This is a genomic window from Ruegeria sp. BG9 (assembly GCF_056538305.1).
The window spans coordinates 119,039-136,444 of the sequence record NZ_JBQFSY010000008.1; the positions used below are offsets into that span (position 1 = coordinate 119,039).

Below are 17,406 nucleotides of genomic sequence, written 5' to 3' on the forward strand. Positions count from 1 at the left end.
TCAGAAGCAACGAAAACGGAGCTGCCTCATGTTCATTCAGACCGAATCCACCCCGAACCCGGCAACCTTGAAGTTCCTGCCCGGCCAGACGGTGCTTGAGGCAGGCACAGCCGACTTCCCATCCGCAGAAGCGGCCGAAAAATCGCCCCTCGCCCAGCGCATCTTTGCGGTCAGCGGCGTGACCGGCGTGTTCTTTGGCAATGACTTTGTCACGGTGACCAAGGCGGATGACGTCGATTGGGACCACATCAAGCCAAGCATCCTCGGCGCGGTGATGGAGCATTACCAATCCGGCCAGCCCGTCATGGGAGCCGAGGCGGCGCCGGCATCCGGCCATGCCGAACATACCGGCGAGGATTCGGAAATCGTCGATCAGATCAAGGACCTGCTGGACAGTCGCGTGCGCCCTGCGGTGGCTCAGGACGGTGGCGACATCACCTTCCACGGCTTTGACCGCGGCGTGGTCTACCTGCACATGCAAGGGGCCTGCGCGGGCTGCCCGTCCTCGACCCTGACCCTGAAAATGGGGATCGAGAACCTGCTGCGCCACTACATTCCCGAAGTGACCGAGGTTCGCCCCGTTGCCGTCTGAACCGACGCTGCTGGCATTTGACACATCGGCCGCGCATTGCGCGGCCGCTTTGTTGCGTGGCTCTGAAATTGTCGTCACGCGGGCCGAGGCCATGTCACGCGGGCAAGCCGAACGCCTGATGCCCTTGCTGGAGGAGGTTCTGTCTGAGGCAGGTCTTGGCTGGAAAGACCTGGACGCCACTGGTGTTGGCGTAGGACCGGGAAACTTCACCGGCATTCGAATCTCAGTCTCAGCGGCGCGCGGGCTTGCATTGGGTTTGAACATCCCGGCCGTCGGCGTGTCAGGTTTTGACGCTTTGGCCGAGATCATGCCCGACGGTCACCTGTCCGCAATCTCAGCCCCACGCGATCAGGTCTATATGCAAACCTCCGAAGGCCCACGCCTGATGCCTCGAGCCGAGGCCGAGGGGCTTGGCCCCCTCTTCACTGCCACGGACCCAAACGCGCATGTTCAGGCCATCGCCCATGTCGCGGCGCGCCGATACGGCACGGAAACAGACCCACCCGCACCGCTTTATATTCGCCCCGCGGATGCGGCGCCTTCTCGCGACCTCCCTCCTATGCTGCTGGACGAATGACCCCGGAAGACATGGCCCTGACCCACGCTGCGGCCTTCACACAGGCGCGCCCGTGGACGGCTGCCGAGTTCGAAGACCTGCTGCAAAACCGCTTCACCCATGTCGTCGGAGACCCCAACTCCTTTGCTCTGTTTCAGGTAGTCACGGGCGAAGCCGAGTTGCTGACCATCGCGACTCACCCTATGCATCAGCGTCAGGGATTGGCATCAGCCTGCATGGAAAATTGGCACGCCTTAGCTGCCGACCTCGGTGCAGCGCGTGCGATTCTTGACGTGGCGGCTGACAATGGGGCCGCTATCGCGCTCTATGAGCGCTTCGGATACAGCCCATGCGGGAGGCGAAAAGGCTACTATACACGGGATTCCGCCTCAAATTGCGACGCAATCGTGATGGAACGCCCCCTACCGTAGCCCTACATCCCACTTTTTAGACCAAGTGGTCAAAAATCAGTTGACCATGCCTGTTGCATACGGCCTTAATTCCCGTCATCACAACGGTTATGCTCGCTATAGGTGGGTAAACGAGGCTAGTTTAACCTCGAACCGACAAAAACAACGGGAGTACCAAATGACCCTGATGAAATCCTTGATGGGCGCTGCCGCCGCCGTCGCTCTGACCGCTGGTGCCGCACTGGCCGAACCGGCCCTGATCTTTGACCTGGGTGGCAAGTTCGACAAGTCGTTCAACGAAGCCGCACATAACGGCGCACAGCGTTGGGCCAACGAAACCGGCGGCACCTATCGCGAGATCGAGCTTCAGTCCGAAGCACAGCGTGAACAGGCCCTGCGCCGTTTCGCCGAAGCTGGCGCGAACCCGGTGATCACCATGGGCTTCGCCATGGCCGATCCGCTGTCTGCCGTTGCCGGCGACTATCCTGAGACCAAGTTCGTCGCGGTTGACGTCACCTGGCTGGACGCCCCGAACATCCGTCAGATCGGCTTTGCCGAGCACGAAGGCTCGTACCTTGTTGGTATGATGGCTGCAATGGCGTCGGAGTCGGGCACTGTCGGCTTCATCGGCGGCATGGATATCCCGCTGATCCGCCACTTTGGTTGCGGCTATGCGCAAGGCGCCAAGGCCGTGAACCCCGACATCAATGTTGTTGCCAACATGACCGGCACAACACCTGCCGCATGGAACGACCCGGTTAAAGGGTCCGAGCTGACCAAAGCGCAGATCAGCCAAGGCGCCGACGTGATCTATGCGGCCGCAGGCGGCACCGGTGTTGGTGTTCTGCAGACCGCAGCGGATGAAGGCATCCTGTCGATCGGCGTGGACAGCAACCAGAACCACCTGCACCCGGGCAAGGTTCTGACCTCGATGCTCAAGCGCGTGGACGTGGCCGTCTATGACGCGATGAAAGCGGGTGAAGATCTGGAAACCGGCGTATTCGCCATGGGCCTGGCCGAGGACGGCGTAGGCGTTGCCATGGACGAGAACAACAAAGAGCTGGTCTCGGTTCGTATGAACGACGCCGTGGACGAAGCACGCAAAGCGATCATCAACGGCGACATCTCCGTTGTCAGCTACTACGAGAACGACAGCTGCCCGGCGCTGCAGTTCTGATATCGCACGGGGCGGGGGGTGACCTCCGCCTCGGTCCCACTCTGCCGCGAACTTCGCGGCCCTTCGGCAACCCAAGGACAAGACATGACAGTCCCCGCCATTGAGCTCAAAGGGATTTCCAAAGCCTTTGGGCCGGTTCAGGCCAATAAAGACATTTCCATCAGCGTCGCCCCCGGCACGATCCATGGGATCATCGGTGAAAACGGTGCGGGCAAATCCACGCTGATGAGCATTCTCTACGGCTTCTACAAAGCCGATAAAGGTGAGATTTGGATCAACGGCACCAAGACCGACATTCCAGACAGTCAGGCGGCCATCGCCTCGGGTATCGGGATGGTGTTCCAGCACTTCAAGCTGGTCGAAAACTTCACCGTTCTTGAAAACATTGTTCTGGGCGCCGAGGATGGCGGGCTGCTGGCCCCGTCTCTGGCCAAAGCCCGGAAAGAGCTGAAAGCGCTGGAAGAAGAGTACGAGCTGTTCGTCGATCCCGACAAGCGCATCGATGAGATCGGCGTGGGCATGCAGCAACGGGTCGAGATCCTCAAGGCGCTGTATCGCAAGGCCGAGATCCTGATCCTTGATGAGCCCACCGGCGTTTTGACCCCGGCCGAGGCCGACCAGCTGTTCCGCATCCTCGACCGTCTTCGGGCCGAAGGGAAGACGATCATCGTGATCACGCATAAGCTGCGCGAGATCATGGAGAACACCGATACCGTTTCGGTCATGCGGCGCGGAGAGATGACGGCCACGGTCAAAACCTCCGAAACCAGCCCGGAGCATCTGGCCGAACTGATGGTGGGCCGCAAGGTCCTGCTACAGGTCGACAAGGTGCCCGCGCAGCCCGGAAAACCCATTCTTGAGGTCCAAGACCTGCGCGTGTTCGATGCCGCAGGTGTTGAACGTGTCAAAGGCATCGACCTGACCGCGCGCGCCGGTGAGATCGTCGGCATCGCAGGCGTCGCGGGCAACGGCCAGTCGGAATTGTTGGAAGTTCTGGGTGGGATGCGCCCCGGTCAGGGCTCGATCAAGCTGAACGGTACGCCCTTGCCCCTCAGCGGGGCCGGGTCTGATGGTCAGGCGCGTCGCGCGCAGCACATCGCGCATGTACCGGAAGACCGTCAGCGCGAAGGTCTGATCATGGATTTCCATGCTTGGGAAAACGTTGCCTTCGGCTATCACCGTGACCCGGCCTACAAGCGCGGCCTGTTCATGGACAACGCCGCCCTTCGCGCGGACACCGAAGCAAAGATCGAGAAATTCGATGTGCGTCCCCCAAACGGCTGGCTGACCGCCAAAAGCTTTTCCGGAGGCAACCAGCAGAAAATCGTCGTCGCGCGCGAGATTGAGCGGAACCCAGACCTGTTGCTGGTCGGCCAACCGACCCGCGGCGTCGACATTGGCGCGATCGAATTTATTCACAAACAGATCGTAGCCCTGCGCGACCAAGGCAAAGCGATCCTGCTGGTCTCGGTCGAGCTGGAGGAGATCTTCTCGCTCTCTGACCGGATCGCCGTGATGTTTGACGGACATATCATGGGTGAGCGTCTGCCCCATGAGACAGATGAAAAAGAACTGGGCCTGCTGATGGCCGGTGTTGCGGGAGAGGCCGCGTAAGATGGAAAAAATGCCCAAATGGGCCGACGTCGTGCTGATCCCCATCATCAGCCTGGTGTTGGCCACGATCCTGTCGGCGCTGGTGATCCTCGCCATCGGAGAGAACCCGGTTGAGGCCGTGAACCTGATGGTCACAGGCGCGCTGGGGTCGACCTATGGCTGGGGCTATACGCTCTACTACGCGACCAACTTCATGTTCACTGGGCTCGCGGTGGCCGTGGCTTTTCACGCACGGCTGTTCAACATCGGCGGCGAAGGTCAGGCCATGCTGGGCGGCCTTGGAGTGGCGATGGTGTGTCTCTACATCCCTTGGCCGCATTGGAGCATCGCTCTGATCGCTGCAGGACTGGGGGCCGCTGTATTTGGCGCAGCATGGGCCGCAATCCCGGCTTACCTGCAAGCCAAACGTGGCAGCCACATCGTGATCACCACGATCATGTTCAACTTTATCGCAGCCGCCTTCCTGAACTACATGCTGGTAAATGTCATGCGCCCGCAAGGCTCGCAGGACCCGGCAACAGCGCGCTTCCCCGAGGCAGTACACCTGCCGACCTTCCAATCCATGTTCTCAACCGCTGAGAACGTGATGTTCCGCGGCGCACCGGCCAATATTTCGTTCTTCGTGGCGATCATAGCCTGTTTCGTGGTCTGGGCTCTGATCTGGCGCACCCGGCTGGGCTATGAAATTCGGGCTTATGGTCATTCGGAAACCGGTGCCGTCTATGCCGGGATCTCGCCGGTTCGCATCACCATCATCGCCATGCTGATCTCGGGCGGGTTAGCTGGTCTGATGGCCATCAACAACGTGATGGGTGAGGCAGAGCGTCTGGTTCTGAACTCAACCGAAGGCGCGGGTTTCATCGGGATCGCCGTGGCGCTGATGGGCCGTTCGCACCCGTTCGGCGTGTTCCTCGCGGCGCTTCTGTTCGGCTTCCTCTATCAAGGCGGTGCCGAACTGGCCTTGTGGACATCCATCCCGCGTGAGCTGATCGTCGTCATTCAGGCGCTGGTGATCCTGTTTACCGGAGCGTTGGACAACATGGTGCGGATGCCGCTTGAAAAGCTGTTCCTTGCCCTGCGGAAGGAGCCTCAGTGATGGATTCGTTCGTAACACTGATCCAGGTTCTAGACTCCACCGTCCGCCTGGCGACACCATTGCTGCTGGCCTGTCTTGCGGGCCTCTATTCCGAACGCGCCGGGATCTTCGACATCGGGCTTGAGGGCAAAATGCTGATCTCGGCCTTCTTCTCGGCCGCTGTTGCTGCAGTGACCGGCTCGGTCTGGTTGGGATTGCTCGCGGGGATCGTGTCGTCTCTGGTTTTGTCGGCACTACACGGCGTAGCGTCGATCACGTTCCGAGGCAATCAGCTGATCTCTGGCGTGGCGATCAACTTCCTGGCCTCAGGCCTGACGGTTCTGATCGCGCAAAGCTGGTTCCAACAGGGCGGGCGCACCCCGTCGCTGTTCGGGCAAGGCCGATTTGAGCCGATCAACTTCCCCTTCGCCGAAGCGCTGAGCGACGTGCCCTTCATCGGCCCGATCTACTCCGAGCTGCTGTCCGGCCATTCGATCCTTGTCTATATCGCCTTCCTGATGGTGCCTGCGACGTGGTGGATCCTTTATCGCACCCGGTTCGGGTTGCGGTTGCGCGCTGTGGGTGAAAACCCGGCTGCCGTGGATACTGCCGGCGTCTCGGTCGTCGGCCTGCGCTTTGCGGCTGTAGCCATCTGCGGCGTGCTTTGCGGTATCGCCGGGGCCTATCTTGCGACCGCCCTGCAGGCTGGGTTCGTCAAGGAAATGACAGCTGGTCGCGGTTTCATTGCACTGGCGGCGCTGATCTTTGCGAAATGGCGGCCCTGGCACGCGATGTGGGCCTGTTTGCTGTTTGGTCTGCTTCAGGCCATCGCGCTGCGGTTCCAGAACATCGATCTGGGCGGCATCGTGATCCCTGTGCAGGTGATGGACGCCCTGCCCTATATCCTGACCGTGGTGATTCTTGCGGGCTTCGTTGGCAAGGCAGTTCCGCCCCGCGCCGGTGGCGAGCCCTACGTGAAAGAACGCTGATAAGTCCAGTTCAGGGCCAATTCTGGGTCCTGTTCGCTGCAGAGCGGCATGCAGAGTTGATTTTGCATGCCGCAACCGCTCTAAGAGGGTATGTGCGTGTTTCCTCTGATAGAAAAGAGTGCAAACCTCCTCTCGTATTTGCCAAAGACGGGTGGTAGGCCTGTGACCGCAGCGCCCGATATTCAGGCTGCACGCATTTCCGATGCCGGCGGGTCCACCGCTTTGCACAGCCGAACTCAATACGACTAGAGCATGCCATGCAAATTTACCTTCCGATTGCCGAAGTCTCCGTAAACGCCTTTCTATTGCTAGGGCTCGGAGGCATGGTCGGCATTCTGTCGGGCATGTTCGGCGTCGGCGGTGGGTTCCTTATGACGCCGCTTCTGTTCTTTATCGGCATCCCTCCGGCAGTTGCCGTCGCGACCGAAGCCAACCAGATCGTCGCCTCGTCCTTCTCGGGCGTTCTGGCTCATTTCAGGCGAAGGACGGTCGATTTCAGGATGGGCACGGTGCTTTTGATCGGCGGCCTCATCGGGGCCGCGCTTGGCGTTGTCGTGTTCAACTACCTCAAGAGCTTGGGCCAGGTCGATCTGCTGGTGACGCTGTGCTACGTCGTCTTCCTTGGCGTGATCGGCAGCCTGATGTTTGTCGAAAGCCTGCGCGCCCTGCGCAAGGCCAAGAAGGGCGGAGGGGCACCTGCCAAGCGCCGTCAGCGCGGCTGGGTCCATGCGATGCCCTTCAAGATGCGCTTTCGCACCTCGGGTCTGTATATCTCGGTCATCCCTCCAGTTCTGGTCGGCCTCTGCGTAGGCGTTCTGTCCGCGATCATGGGCGTCGGCGGCGGCTTTATCATGGTGCCCGCGATGATCTATCTGCTGGGCATGCCCACCAAGGTTGTGGTCGGGACATCCCTGTTCCAGATCATCTTCGTAACCGCCTTCACGACAATGTTGCATGCCACCACGAACTACACCGTGGACGTGGTTCTGGCCGTGCTACTTCTGGTCGGCGGCGTTATTGGGGCTCAGATAGGAACCGTGATCGGCGCCCGGATGCCAGCCGAGCAGTTGCGAGTTTTGCTGGCAGCACTTGTGCTGGTCGTTTGCGGCAAGCTCGCGCTTGATCTGCTTCTGGAACCGTCCGAGCTGTATTCGCTTGGCGCTAGCGGGGGGCACTGATCATGGTCCGCTCATTGATCGCCGCCCTGTGCCTGTTCTGCCTGCCCGCCGCTGCCGCGGAAGAGCAGGTGGTCTTGGGACTTAGCCAGGACCGGGTTGCCATTACCGCAACGTTCGACGGGTCCGAGATTCTGATCTTCGGGGCCATCAAGCGCGAAGCCCCGATCCCCGAAGGCCCTCCGCTTGAGGTGATCGTCACCGTTGCAGGCCCGTCCGAGCCTCTGACCGTGCGCCGCAAGGAGCGCAAGTTAGGAATCTGGGTGAACACCGACAGCGTCGAGGTCGATCTGGCCCCCAGCTTCTACGCTGTTGCCACCAGCGGGCCATTCAAAGAAATCCTCACCAATACCGAGGATCTGCGCTATCGGGTTTCCATCGAACGGGCCATCCGCTCGGTTGGGGCGGCCATGCATATCGAGGCCGCTCAGGACTTTGCCGATGCCGTGATACGCATTCGCGAAAGCGAGAGCCTGTATTCGATCCGCGAAAACACGGTTGCCGTGGATGAACAAACCCTGTTCCGTACTTCCATCGACATGCCCGCCGACCTGACCGAAGGCGACTATGCCGCGCGCATTTTCCTGACGCGGGGCGGCAATGTGGTGTCGCAATACGAAACCACAATCGACGTGCGCAAAGTGGGGCTGGAGCGGTTTCTCTACAATATGTCCCGCGAGCAGCCCGTTTGGTACGGGCTGATGTCACTGGTCATCGCAATTGCCGCTGGTTGGGGGGCCTCGACAGCTTTCCGTCTGCTCCGCGAAAAGTAGCGCTCAGCCCCGGCCTATATAGGGCATGGTCGTGGCCATCACGGTCATGAACTGCACATTGGCCTCGGGCGGCAGATTGGCCATGTGCAGCACCGATTTGGCAGCGTCTTCCACATCCATAGTCGGATCGGGCGTCGTACCATCGGCAATCGCAGCATCAACCAGCCCCTGCACCATCTGGGTGCGGGCGTTCCCTATATCGATCTGACCACAGGCAATGCCAAAATCGCGCCCATCCAGCGACAGGCTGCGCGTCAGCCCGGTGATGGCGTGTTTCGTTGCAGAATAGTGCACCGAATTCGGGCGCGGCACATAAGCCGCGATTGAGCCGTTGTTGATGATGCGTCCGCCTTGTGGGGTTTGATGACGCATGATCCGAAACGCCTCACGCGCGCTCAGGAACATACCGTTGAGGTTGACGTTGACGCTTTGGTACCAGTCCTCCAACGCGATTTCATCAATCGTACCGCCGGGTGCGAAGATGCCTGCATTGTTGAACAGAACGTCCAGCCGTTCGGCCCTGTTCGAGAACGACCGAAAGGCGCGCGCAACCGCCACCGGATCCGTCACATCCGCAACCAGAGGGATGGCGTTGCGATGCCCTTCGGCCAGTTCCGTCAGTTTGTCTTCGCTGCGGGCAAGCAGGCCGACGGTCCAGCCCTCAGCCAGAAACAGCTCTGCTGTAGTCTTTCCGATCCCGGAACTCGCGCCGGTTATGAGGATGGATTTCATATCTCTTCAGCCTCCAGTGTCAGGGTCGTCGCCGGAATGGCACGCAGATCATCGACGCGCAGAGGATGGGTGGGTTTGGACAACCGATTGCGCACCACCCAGATCAAGCGTTCCTGCGCGCGGGTGATGGCAACATAGGCCAGTCGTTTCCACAAGGGCTGCCCGGCCTCGGTCCGACCCATGCGGGCAGCGGCGTAGATGTCCGGCGCAAAGACCTGCACCGTGTCCCATTGCGAGCCCTGCGCCTTGTGGATGGTCACCGCCGCCCCATGCAGAAAGGTCGCGCCCATACGCGCGGCATAGGGTATGAACGGTTCCTCTTCATCCGGCTTTTCGATCTGCACAATCGACGCCGCACTGACCTGAGGGTCCTCGGCACCCATGACATGCAGGCGCGAGAAACCGGGTTTTCGCCCCGGCCCTAGATAAACGACCTGCGCGCCTTTGATCAGGCCGCGCGCCTCAAGATCCAGCCGTTTCTTGCGGTGTTTCAGAGGCAACTCAATCCCGTCGCAGATCAGCGGCTCACCTTCCAGCAGCTCCGTTTCGGGCGCGCCATGGACCTGCCGGAAGGCCTGGATCAGACGGATGCGCGTTGCGTTGCGCCAGACCAGAACCGGGCTGCGGGCCATTAGGTCAACCTCGACCCTCTGCCCCCAGACCACACGGTCATCGCGACGCGCGGTGTCTTCGACCAGACGCTCGAAATCCTCAAACCCCATGGCAGGGTCAGCAAGCGCATGGGCCAGATCGAGGATGGGATTGTCGGCATCCTGACGGTGTATGCGATGCAGGGTCAGCTTGCGCGGCTCGGGCAGGGTTTCGAATACCATGCTGCCGGATTGGTTGACCGGCGCCAGCTGTGCTGGATCGCCAAACAGCAGCAACGTGGGGAAGATCTCCTTCAGATCATCAAACTGGCGGTCATCCAGCATCGAGGCTTCGTCGACAAAACCGATGTCCAGCGGCTCTTCCCGGCGCTTCCAGCCAGTGATGAAATCCGACCCGCGCAGACCCGCGGCAGCCAAAGCACCGGGGATCGACTTGTTGTTCTGGTAGAAGGCAGCCGCCCGGTCCAGCGCCTCATCCGTCAGGCCTTCGATTTCGGGCCGTTCGTCATTGCCCTCAAGCCATTCGGCGATGCGCTCATATTCAGGGTCGTAGACGGGCGTATAGAGAATCCGGTGGATGGTCGTCGCGGGTACCCCGCGCAGGCGCAAAACGCTCGCGGCTTTGTTCGTGGGGGCCAGAATCGCAAGACTGCGCTTGTCACGAGACTTGCGGCTTTCATAGTCGCCTGAGACGATGTGAACGCCCGTCTCGGCCAGCGCCTTGTACAATTCCGCCAGCAAAAGGGTCTTGCCCGAACCGGCCTTGCCGATCACGGCCATAACACCCGATTCACCGTGTCCCGGCAGTTTCAGCAGGGCATCATCTTCAAGGTCCACCCCGGCAGAGCGCAGCATCTCGGCGATGCTGTCATAGGCGGCGGCCTGATCTTCTGAGAAGGTCACATTGGGCAAAGACATGGCGCGACCCTACAGGGCCGCGCCACCCTTCACCAGATACGGATTTGGGTTTTCAAGGCCCTAGGCCGACAGCGCAAACCGGTGCTGTTTGGCTGGGCCGAACGCGGTTCTGAACCACAGGCGCGAAAGCTCGCGCGGGATGCCCGCCCGATCCGCCACACGGTTGCAATCATCCGCGGAATACGGCCACAAACCAACCGAGATCTGATCGCGCCCTTTCCCTTCGGACCCTAACACAATTGGCGACGACCCAATCAGGCGGTAGATCCGGATCATCCGCGCATCAAAGACGCCGGCGATATGAGTCAGACCGAACCCCTCCATCATTTCACCGCCGCTCAGCATAATAGCCCCCGCCGTATGAGGGCTGGCTGTGCGCGATAGGCAAAAGCGCGTGACCTCCCAGATCAGAGGGCTGCAGATCGGCTCGCCCTCGTTGAGATGACCGAACACCTCGTTCACCATGACCGGGCCAGTGGTAGGCAGAACCCGCATTGAGCCGCCATGGCTGCCATCCGGTTCCTCCCAAATCACGTAGAGCGGGTTGAGATCATCGTATTGATCCCGCTCTTCACCTTTTTCATTGACGTAAACGTCCCATCCCAGCCGGGTTTTGAACTGATCCGCGCGATCGCGAAACATCCCGTCGGCCAAAACTGGAAATTCATGCAGCTCATCAGCATACAAGTAACGCAACATGACTAATTCCCCTTGTCGTCCTGTGCAGGAACGAAAGGGGTACGAACTCGTGGTTAATTTACTGTTCTAAGACCGTACGTTGCTTAAACGACTATTAACCCACGGCTGAGCGCGGTCGCGATGGCGTGCGTCGTATTTTGCGCACCCAGTTTCGAGCGCGCGCTTTCAATATAGACCCTAAGAGTGTGTTCCGAGATCGAAAGCGAATGCGCAACCTGCGCTCGGCTGAAGCCCTGCGCAAGCAACGTCATCGCATCAATTTCACGCGGAGACAGACCTCGGGTCGCTTCAGGCTGCCTGTCCTTTTCAAACTCCAGTGCTTTGCGGTTGATGTAATGCGCCACGAGAATCAATTCTCGGCCAAAAGTCGAGATGAAATCCTGCCAGGTGCCGTCGTCACAACTGTGATTGACGGTGAACAGCGCAAACTGCCCGTTCGGCCCTCGGATCGGGATCGAATAACCCTGATTGCCCACCCCATGTTCCAATGCATCCTGAAGAAACGCTTTGGACACCCTGCCGGACCAGTCCAGCGATTTCCAATCAACCGGGTGAAATCGTTGGAAACACCCCAGTATCACAGGGTCGATGCGGTGATAGTTTTTTTCGCGATACCGTTCATCCCAGGCATCGGAATAGGTGGTATAGCCGTACTGATCCCCGGCGGCATCCACCCAATGATATGTCAGATGTTCGACTTTCAGACAGTCGCGCAGGCGAGTGGCGACCGAGCCAAGCTCATCAAGCGTGCTGGTGTTTTCCAAATCCTTCAGGATCTGACCCAAATCGAGTTCTGTTCCCATCCGCGGGCGCCCGTGCCTTATCTGTCATGGACGCGATCTCGGCTGCGGCAATCAGCTTGGTGTCGTCCAGCTGTTCGGCCAAGGCAGTCAACCCATTCGCAACAGCGAACGCGTTGAGGTCCGACAATACGTCCAGTATCCACTCATTTTGCGCCATAAGGGTCTCTCTGAAACAGTTAACGAAGTGTTAACACAACCATAGCATGTGCGATCTTTTTGACCTATTCACCGGTTTCTACTCCCCAAAAATAGTGAGGGGCAAAATTCCAACCTGTTGAAACAAAAAAGGGCTTTCCCAGAAGGCAAAACACCCGCGTATCGAAGATCCGATTCGCGGGTGTTTTTGTCTATTTCAGGATGGGCTTATGGACGCGCGTCCAGGACCTCTTCCAAAGTGCGCATGCCGGTGCGCGGGGCCTGAACCAGAACCGACATGTTGCCCGGCTTGTGCTCGTTGCGCAGCATTTTCATATGCGCTTCGGGCAGGTCGTTCCACGCGAACACTTCCGACATGCAGGGGTCCAGACGGCGTTCGACCATCAGCTTGTTGGCGGCTGCCGCTTGCTTCAGATGCGCAAAGTGCGACCCCTGCAGGCGCTTCTGGTGCATCCACATGTAGCGCACGTCGAAGGTACAGTTGAACCCGGTGGTCCCAGCACAAATCACGACCATGCCGCCCTTTTTCACCACGAAGGTCGACACTGGGAAGGTGCTTTCGCCGGGGTGCTCGAACACCATATCAACGTTATTGCCCTTACCGGTGATGTCCCAGATCGCTTTGCCGAACTTGCGGGCCTCTTTGAACCACTCGGCGTATTCGGGCGTGTTGACCGTTGGCAGCTGACCCCAGCAGTTGAAGTCCTTGCGGTTCAGAACGCCTTTGGCGCCCAGCCCCATCACGAAATCCCGTTTGCTTTCGTCCGAGATCACGCCGATCGCATTTGCACCAGCCGTGTTGATCAACTGGATCGCGTAAGAGCCCAGACCACCCGAGGCACCCCAGACCAGAACGTTCTGGCCGGGCTTCAGGTCATGAGGTTCGTGCCCGAACAGCATCCGGTAGGCCGTAGCGAGCGTCAGGGTATAGCATGCCGCCTGCTCCCAGGTCAGGTGCTTGGGACGCGGCATCAGCTGTTGCGCCTGCACGCGGGTGAATTGGCTGAACGACCCGTCTGGGGTCTCATAGCCCCAGATGCGCTGGCTGGGCGAGTACATCGGATCGCCGCCGTTGCATTCCTCATCGTCGCCATCGTCCTGGTTGCAGTGGATCACCACCTCATCGCCGACCTTCCAGCGCTTGACCTTGTCACCCACGGCCCAAACGATGCCCGACGCATCCGAACCAGCGATGTGGTACGGGGCCTTGTGGCCATCAAACGGACTGATCGGCTGGCCCAAAGCGGCCCAGACGCCGTTATAATTGACGCCCGCCGCCATCACGAGGACGAGAACCTCGTTGCTGTCCAACTCGGGAACATCAACCACTTCCTGCTGCATCGCAGTATTTGGTTCTCCGTGACGCTCTTTGCGGATCGCCCAGGCGTACATCTGCTTGGGCACAAACCCCATCGGAGGGATTTCCCCCATTTCATAGAGGTCCTTTTCGGGTGCCTCGTACGACGCGATACCGCTTTCGGTGTCCAAAGCCATGCTGGCCTCCTTTTCAATATCTTTGCCGCGGCGCAGAATCGCCGCCTCTCCTACAGAGGGATAGGAGGGGTTGCGCAACATTGCAACCATCTTTGGTCTATTTTTGTAATTTTATGACCCAGCGGGTGCAGAAACATCTTTCGCGAGCGCAGCATTGGCGGATTTCACCTGTTCTGGTACTGACTCTGCATAATAATCCAAAAGATCCTCGCGCTGCCCGGACAGATTCAAAACCCCGTCTTCAAGGGTCAGAATGCGCCGTTCGACCATTTGATCCACAGCGCTGGTGATGGCGTCCTCTGATTCCGCCAGCGCCAGACCATCGGCTTCCATGAGGGCACGGATACGACTCCGCACCTCTTGTTCGGGCATAGGGCCATTCTCGCGCAGCAGCCAGCACGCGGCCGGCCCCGGCACCAAGGGAATCGCTGCGCCAATCCGTTTCATCAACGCGCGGGCGAGGTCGGTCATGACGTCATCACCGGCTCGTGCCTCAAAGTCTTTCAGCGAGATCGGCTTACCATACCGAACCGCGGCCAGTCCGAACCGCTTGTAGCGACCGATCAACCGACGCCAGATTTGCTTGAGAACCCAGCTTGTGATCACCCCGATCCGCGCGCGAAAACGTCGATCGGTTCCGAGGGCGGCGCGCGTCAGGATCGTGTCCTCAAGCACGCGGTCATAGTTCAGGGCCACCGGCACAAACACCACATCGCGCCCCTCGGGCGAGGTGCCGTCGATAATATATTTCAACAAACCCAGCTTGGGGCGCCCTAAAGCGCCGGTCAGGCTGAGCCCGCCTTCGGGGAACATTGCCTGCGTTACACCCGCTTCGGTCGCGTGCCGGACATAGCTGGCCAGAACCTGGCGATACAGCTCGCTGCCTGATTTGCGACGGATGAAGTACGCGCCCATCGCGCGGATCAACCGACTAAGCGGCCAAACCCTTGCCCATTCGCCAACGGCATAGGACAGGGCGGATTGCTGCGCCGCCAGATAGGTGACCAGAACATAGTCCATATTGCTGCGATGGTTCATCACAAAGACAACCGTCGCTTCGGGGTCGATATCCTTGATCGCGCTTTCATCCTTATAGCTGAGATGCACGTTGTAGAACGCGTTGCTCAGCAATCGGGACAGGCGAATGGCAAAGCTGAAATAGGCAAAAGCCGAAAAGGAGGGCACGATCTCACGCGCGTATCGGCGCGCTTGTTCGAACGCAACGGCTTCGGGGATACCTTCGTCATGGGCATGCTGCTGCACCGCTTGCCCGACCTGAGGATCATAGATGAGCCGCTGGATCATGTCGTGCCGCCGCGCCAGTTTGAACGGTTGGATCGGCCGCTGCAGGCGCTTGTTTAACCGAGAGACCGCCCTCTCAAGCCTGCGGCGAAAGAACCAGCGGACAGACGGGAACAGAAAATGCGAGGCAAAAGTGACCATGGCAAAGACCACGATCAACAGGAATAGCCACAGCGGAAGTTCCACGGTTCTCAACATCGGGCCACACTGCCACCAAACGAGACGGCTCACAATCTAGACAATTTGCATATGCCGCAACGCAGCGAATTGACAATGCCTGAAAATTGCGATTTAGAACCCGTAGACGTAATTTTGTTGCTCACCGAAACACGAGGCCCGCCCATGACGCAGATGCAGAAAGACCGCCCCTGGCTGATCCGAACCTACGCCGGTCATTCCACCGCCAAAGCCTCGAACGCGCTGTATCGCGGCAACCTCGCCAAAGGTCAGACTGGCCTGTCGGTGGCGTTCGATCTGCCGACTCAAACAGGCTATGACAGCGACCACACACTGGCGCGCGGTGAGGTCGGCAAAGTGGGTGTGCCGATCTGCCATCTGGGCGACATGCGGGTGCTGTTCGATCAGATTCCGCTAGAGCAAATGAACACCTCGATGACGATCAACGCGACAGCCCCATGGTTGCTGGCGCTTTACATCGCCGTGGCCGAGGAACAGGGCGCGGATGTCTCAAAGCTGCAAGGCACTGTTCAGAATGACTTGATCAAGGAATATCTCAGCCGCGGCACCTATGTCTGCCCGCCAAAGCCGTCACTGAAGATGATCGCGGATGTGGCCGAGTATTGCTATACCAACGTGCCAAAATGGAACCCGATGAACGTGTGTTCCTACCACCTGCAAGAGGCCGGTGCGACACCGGAACAGGAGCTGGCCTACGCACTCGCCACAGCCATCGCAGTGCTGGACGAACTACGCCCGCGTGTGCCTGCCGAGGACTTCCCTGCCCTGTGTGGGCGCATTTCCTTCTTCGTGAATGCAGGTATCCGCTTTGTCACCGAAATGTGCAAAATGCGGGCCTTCGTCGACCTTTGGGATGAAATCCTTCAACAACGCTATGGTGTTGAGAACCCCAAGTTCCGCAGATTCCGCTATGGCGTTCAAGTGAACTCGCTTGGGCTGACTGAACAGCAACCGGAAAACAACGTCTACCGCATCCTAATCGAGATGCTGGCCGTGACCCTTTCGAAAAAGGCGCGCGCCCGTGCCGTTCAGTTGCCCGCCTGGAATGAGGCTTTGGGCTTGCCCCGTCCGTGGGACCAGCAGTGGTCGATGCGCATGCAGCAGATTCTGGCTTATGAGACGGACCTGCTGGAATATGGCGATCTGTTCGACGGGAATCCGGCGGTTGATGCCAAGGTCGAAGAACTCAAGGAAGGCGCGCGCGCCGAGTTGGCCAATCTCGACTCTATGGGCGGTGCCGTGGCCTCGATCGAATACATGAAATCCAGACTGGTCGATTCCAATGCAGAACGCCTGAACCGCATCGAACGGAACGAGACAATCGTGGTCGGAGTGAACAAATGGGTTGATGGCGAACCTTCGCCTCTGCAAACCGAAGATGGCGGGATCATGGTTGTGGACCCGGCAGTGGAACAGGAGCAGATCGACCGTCTGAACGACTGGCGCGCGGAACGCGACGACGCTGCGGTCAAAGCGGCCTTGGCAGCACTGCGTGAGGCAGCGCAGAGCGGTACAAATGTCATGGAGCCCTCAATCGCTGCAGCGAAAGCAGGTGTCACCACCGGTGAGTGGGCCGAGGAAATGCGCAAGGTCTACGGCACATACCGTGGCCCAACCGGCGTGTCCGGCTCGGTCTCGAACAAGACCGAAGGGTTGGAGGAGCTGCGCGCGTCGGTCGATGCGGTTAGTGACCGGCTCGGGCGTCGTTTGAAATTCCTGGTCGGCAAGCCGGGGTTGGATGGCCATTCCAACGGAGCCGAACAGATTGCCTTCCGCGCCCGCGATTGCGGCATGGATATCAGCTATGAGGGCATTCGCCTGACGCCAGAAGAAATCGTCTCAGCCGCGTCCGAAGATGATGCCCATGTGATCGGTTTGTCGATCCTGTCTGGCAGTCATCTGCCTCTGGTTGAAGACGTAATGACCCGCCTGAAACAGGCAGGCCTATCGCACGTACCTGTCATTGTCGGCGGGATTATTCCGGATGATGACGCAGATGCTTTAAAAAAAATTGGCGTTGCCAGAATCTACACCCCAAAGAATTTCGAGTTGAACGCAATCATGGGCGACATCGTCGCCTTGGTGGATCCGCAGGAAATCGCCGCCGAATAACACCCGTTTTGAAAAACTCT

At 59.4% G+C, this 17,406-nt stretch carries 16 protein-coding genes; 10 read left to right on the forward strand and 6 right to left on the reverse strand.

From position 1 onward, the window contains the following. The first annotated feature begins 28 nt into the window (after window positions 1-28). The 9 genes from ACR0I8_RS14830 to ACR0I8_RS14870 all read left to right on the forward strand — a co-directional run bounded on the left by ACR0I8_RS14830 (window position 29) and on the right by ACR0I8_RS14870 (window position 8,361). Window positions 29-592, forward strand: coding sequence for a NifU family protein (locus tag ACR0I8_RS14830; protein ID WP_170462695.1), 564 nt, complete (start codon window positions 29-31; stop codon window positions 590-592). Further along, on the forward strand, window positions 582-1,169 hold the full coding sequence (gene tsaB / locus ACR0I8_RS14835) for a tRNA (adenosine(37)-N6)-threonylcarbamoyltransferase complex dimerization subunit type 1 TsaB (protein WP_170691461.1): 588 nt from the start codon (window positions 582-584) through the stop codon (window positions 1,167-1,169). The genes ACR0I8_RS14830 and tsaB overlap by 11 nt, the downstream gene beginning before the upstream one ends. Beyond that, on the forward strand, window positions 1,166-1,579 hold the full coding sequence (locus tag ACR0I8_RS14840) for a GNAT family N-acetyltransferase (RefSeq protein WP_170691463.1): 414 nt from the start codon (window positions 1,166-1,168) through the stop codon (window positions 1,577-1,579). The genes tsaB and ACR0I8_RS14840 overlap by 4 nt, the downstream gene beginning before the upstream one ends. Window positions 1,580-1,736: 157 nt before the next feature. Then, window positions 1,737-2,735, forward strand: a complete 999-nt coding sequence (locus ACR0I8_RS14845) for a BMP family ABC transporter substrate-binding protein (RefSeq protein ID WP_170378922.1) — start codon at window positions 1,737-1,739, stop codon at window positions 2,733-2,735. A gap of 84 nt (window positions 2,736-2,819) precedes the next feature. Continuing rightward, window positions 2,820-4,349, forward strand: coding sequence for an ABC transporter ATP-binding protein (locus tag ACR0I8_RS14850; protein ID WP_170691465.1), 1,530 nt, complete (start codon window positions 2,820-2,822; stop codon window positions 4,347-4,349). 1 nt (window position 4,350) lies between these two features. After that, window positions 4,351-5,445: an ABC transporter permease gene (locus tag ACR0I8_RS14855; protein WP_170378926.1), complete on the forward strand. Its 1,095-nt coding sequence runs from the start codon at window positions 4,351-4,353 to the stop codon at window positions 5,443-5,445. Further along, on the forward strand, window positions 5,445-6,413 hold the full coding sequence (locus ACR0I8_RS14860; RefSeq protein WP_170691467.1) for an ABC transporter permease: 969 nt from the start codon (window positions 5,445-5,447) through the stop codon (window positions 6,411-6,413). Before ACR0I8_RS14855 ends, ACR0I8_RS14860 begins: the two co-directional genes overlap by 1 nt. Window positions 6,414-6,670: 257 nt before the next feature. Beyond that, the gene (locus ACR0I8_RS14865) at window positions 6,671-7,591 is read left to right on the forward strand and encodes a sulfite exporter TauE/SafE family protein (RefSeq protein WP_170691469.1); all 921 of its coding nucleotides are present in this window, start codon (window positions 6,671-6,673) and stop codon (window positions 7,589-7,591) included. A 2-nt stretch (window positions 7,592-7,593) separates the two neighbouring features. Further along, entirely contained in the window at window positions 7,594-8,361 is a 768-nt protein-coding gene (locus ACR0I8_RS14870; protein WP_170691471.1) for a TIGR02186 family protein, read from the forward strand. A gap of 3 nt (window positions 8,362-8,364) precedes the next feature. Here the strand turns inward: ACR0I8_RS14870 and ACR0I8_RS14875 are convergent, their stop codons facing one another. The 6 genes from ACR0I8_RS14875 to ACR0I8_RS14900 form a co-directional block, all read right to left on the reverse strand. Continuing rightward, window positions 8,365-9,093 carry an SDR family oxidoreductase gene (locus ACR0I8_RS14875; RefSeq protein WP_170691472.1) on the reverse strand — a complete coding sequence of 243 codons (729 nt, stop codon included), beginning with the start codon at window positions 9,091-9,093 and terminating at the stop codon, window positions 8,365-8,367. Then, window positions 9,090-10,622, reverse strand: coding sequence for an AAA family ATPase (locus ACR0I8_RS14880; protein ID WP_170691475.1), 1,533 nt, complete (start codon window positions 10,620-10,622; stop codon window positions 9,090-9,092). Before ACR0I8_RS14880 ends, ACR0I8_RS14875 begins: the two co-directional genes overlap by 4 nt. A 60-nt stretch (window positions 10,623-10,682) precedes the next feature. After that, entirely contained in the window at window positions 10,683-11,321 is a 639-nt protein-coding gene (locus tag ACR0I8_RS14885) for an acyl-homoserine-lactone synthase (protein WP_170691477.1), read from the reverse strand. An 83-nt stretch (window positions 11,322-11,404) separates the two neighbouring features. Further along, a complete protein-coding gene (locus ACR0I8_RS14890) occupies window positions 11,405-12,124 on the reverse strand; it encodes a LuxR family transcriptional regulator (RefSeq protein WP_170642782.1) in 720 nt (239 codons plus the stop codon). A gap of 363 nt (window positions 12,125-12,487) precedes the next feature. Further along, the gene (gene ccrA, locus ACR0I8_RS14895; RefSeq protein ID WP_170468948.1) at window positions 12,488-13,774 is read right to left on the reverse strand and encodes a crotonyl-CoA carboxylase/reductase; all 1,287 of its coding nucleotides are present in this window, start codon (window positions 13,772-13,774) and stop codon (window positions 12,488-12,490) included. A gap of 111 nt (window positions 13,775-13,885) precedes the next feature. Then, window positions 13,886-15,274 (reverse strand): 1-acyl-sn-glycerol-3-phosphate acyltransferase, encoded by a 1,389-nt coding sequence (locus ACR0I8_RS14900; RefSeq protein ID WP_170691479.1) that lies wholly within the window; start codon window positions 15,272-15,274, stop codon window positions 13,886-13,888. Between the two features lie 144 nt (window positions 15,275-15,418). Between ACR0I8_RS14900 and ACR0I8_RS14905 the strand changes: the two genes are divergently transcribed. Then, window positions 15,419-17,386, forward strand: coding sequence for a protein meaA (locus ACR0I8_RS14905; RefSeq protein WP_170691481.1), 1,968 nt, complete (start codon window positions 15,419-15,421; stop codon window positions 17,384-17,386). Window positions 17,387-17,406 lie beyond the last annotated feature (20 nt).

Coding starts and splice junctions, on each gene's coding strand:
- ACR0I8_RS14830 (WP_170462695.1), top strand. CDS start 29: ATGTTCATTCAGACCGAATCCACCCCGAACCCGGCAACCTTGAAGTTC.
- ACR0I8_RS14840 (WP_170691463.1), top strand. CDS start 1,166: ATGACCCCGGAAGACATGGCCCTGACCCACGCTGCGGCCTTCACACAG.
- ACR0I8_RS14845 (WP_170378922.1), top strand. CDS start 1,737: ATGACCCTGATGAAATCCTTGATGGGCGCTGCCGCCGCCGTCGCTCTG.
- ACR0I8_RS14850 (WP_170691465.1), top strand. CDS start 2,820: ATGACAGTCCCCGCCATTGAGCTCAAAGGGATTTCCAAAGCCTTTGGG.
- ACR0I8_RS14855 (WP_170378926.1), top strand. CDS start 4,351: ATGGAAAAAATGCCCAAATGGGCCGACGTCGTGCTGATCCCCATCATC.
- ACR0I8_RS14860 (WP_170691467.1), top strand. CDS start 5,445: ATGGATTCGTTCGTAACACTGATCCAGGTTCTAGACTCCACCGTCCGC.
- ACR0I8_RS14865 (WP_170691469.1), top strand. CDS start 6,671: ATGCAAATTTACCTTCCGATTGCCGAAGTCTCCGTAAACGCCTTTCTA.
- ACR0I8_RS14870 (WP_170691471.1), top strand. CDS start 7,594: ATGGTCCGCTCATTGATCGCCGCCCTGTGCCTGTTCTGCCTGCCCGCC.
- ACR0I8_RS14875 (WP_170691472.1), bottom strand. CDS start 9,093: ATGAAATCCATCCTCATAACCGGCGCGAGTTCCGGGATCGGAAAGACT.
- ACR0I8_RS14880 (WP_170691475.1), bottom strand. CDS start 10,622: ATGTCTTTGCCCAATGTGACCTTCTCAGAAGATCAGGCCGCCGCCTAT.
- ACR0I8_RS14885 (WP_170691477.1), bottom strand. CDS start 11,321: ATGTTGCGTTACTTGTATGCTGATGAGCTGCATGAATTTCCAGTTTTG.
- ACR0I8_RS14890 (WP_170642782.1), bottom strand. CDS start 12,124: ATGGGAACAGAACTCGATTTGGGTCAGATCCTGAAGGATTTGGAAAAC.
- ccrA (WP_170468948.1), bottom strand. CDS start 13,774: ATGGCTTTGGACACCGAAAGCGGTATCGCGTCGTACGAGGCACCCGAA.
- ACR0I8_RS14900 (WP_170691479.1), bottom strand. CDS start 15,274: ATGTTGAGAACCGTGGAACTTCCGCTGTGGCTATTCCTGTTGATCGTG.
- ACR0I8_RS14905 (WP_170691481.1), top strand. CDS start 15,419: ATGACGCAGATGCAGAAAGACCGCCCCTGGCTGATCCGAACCTACGCC.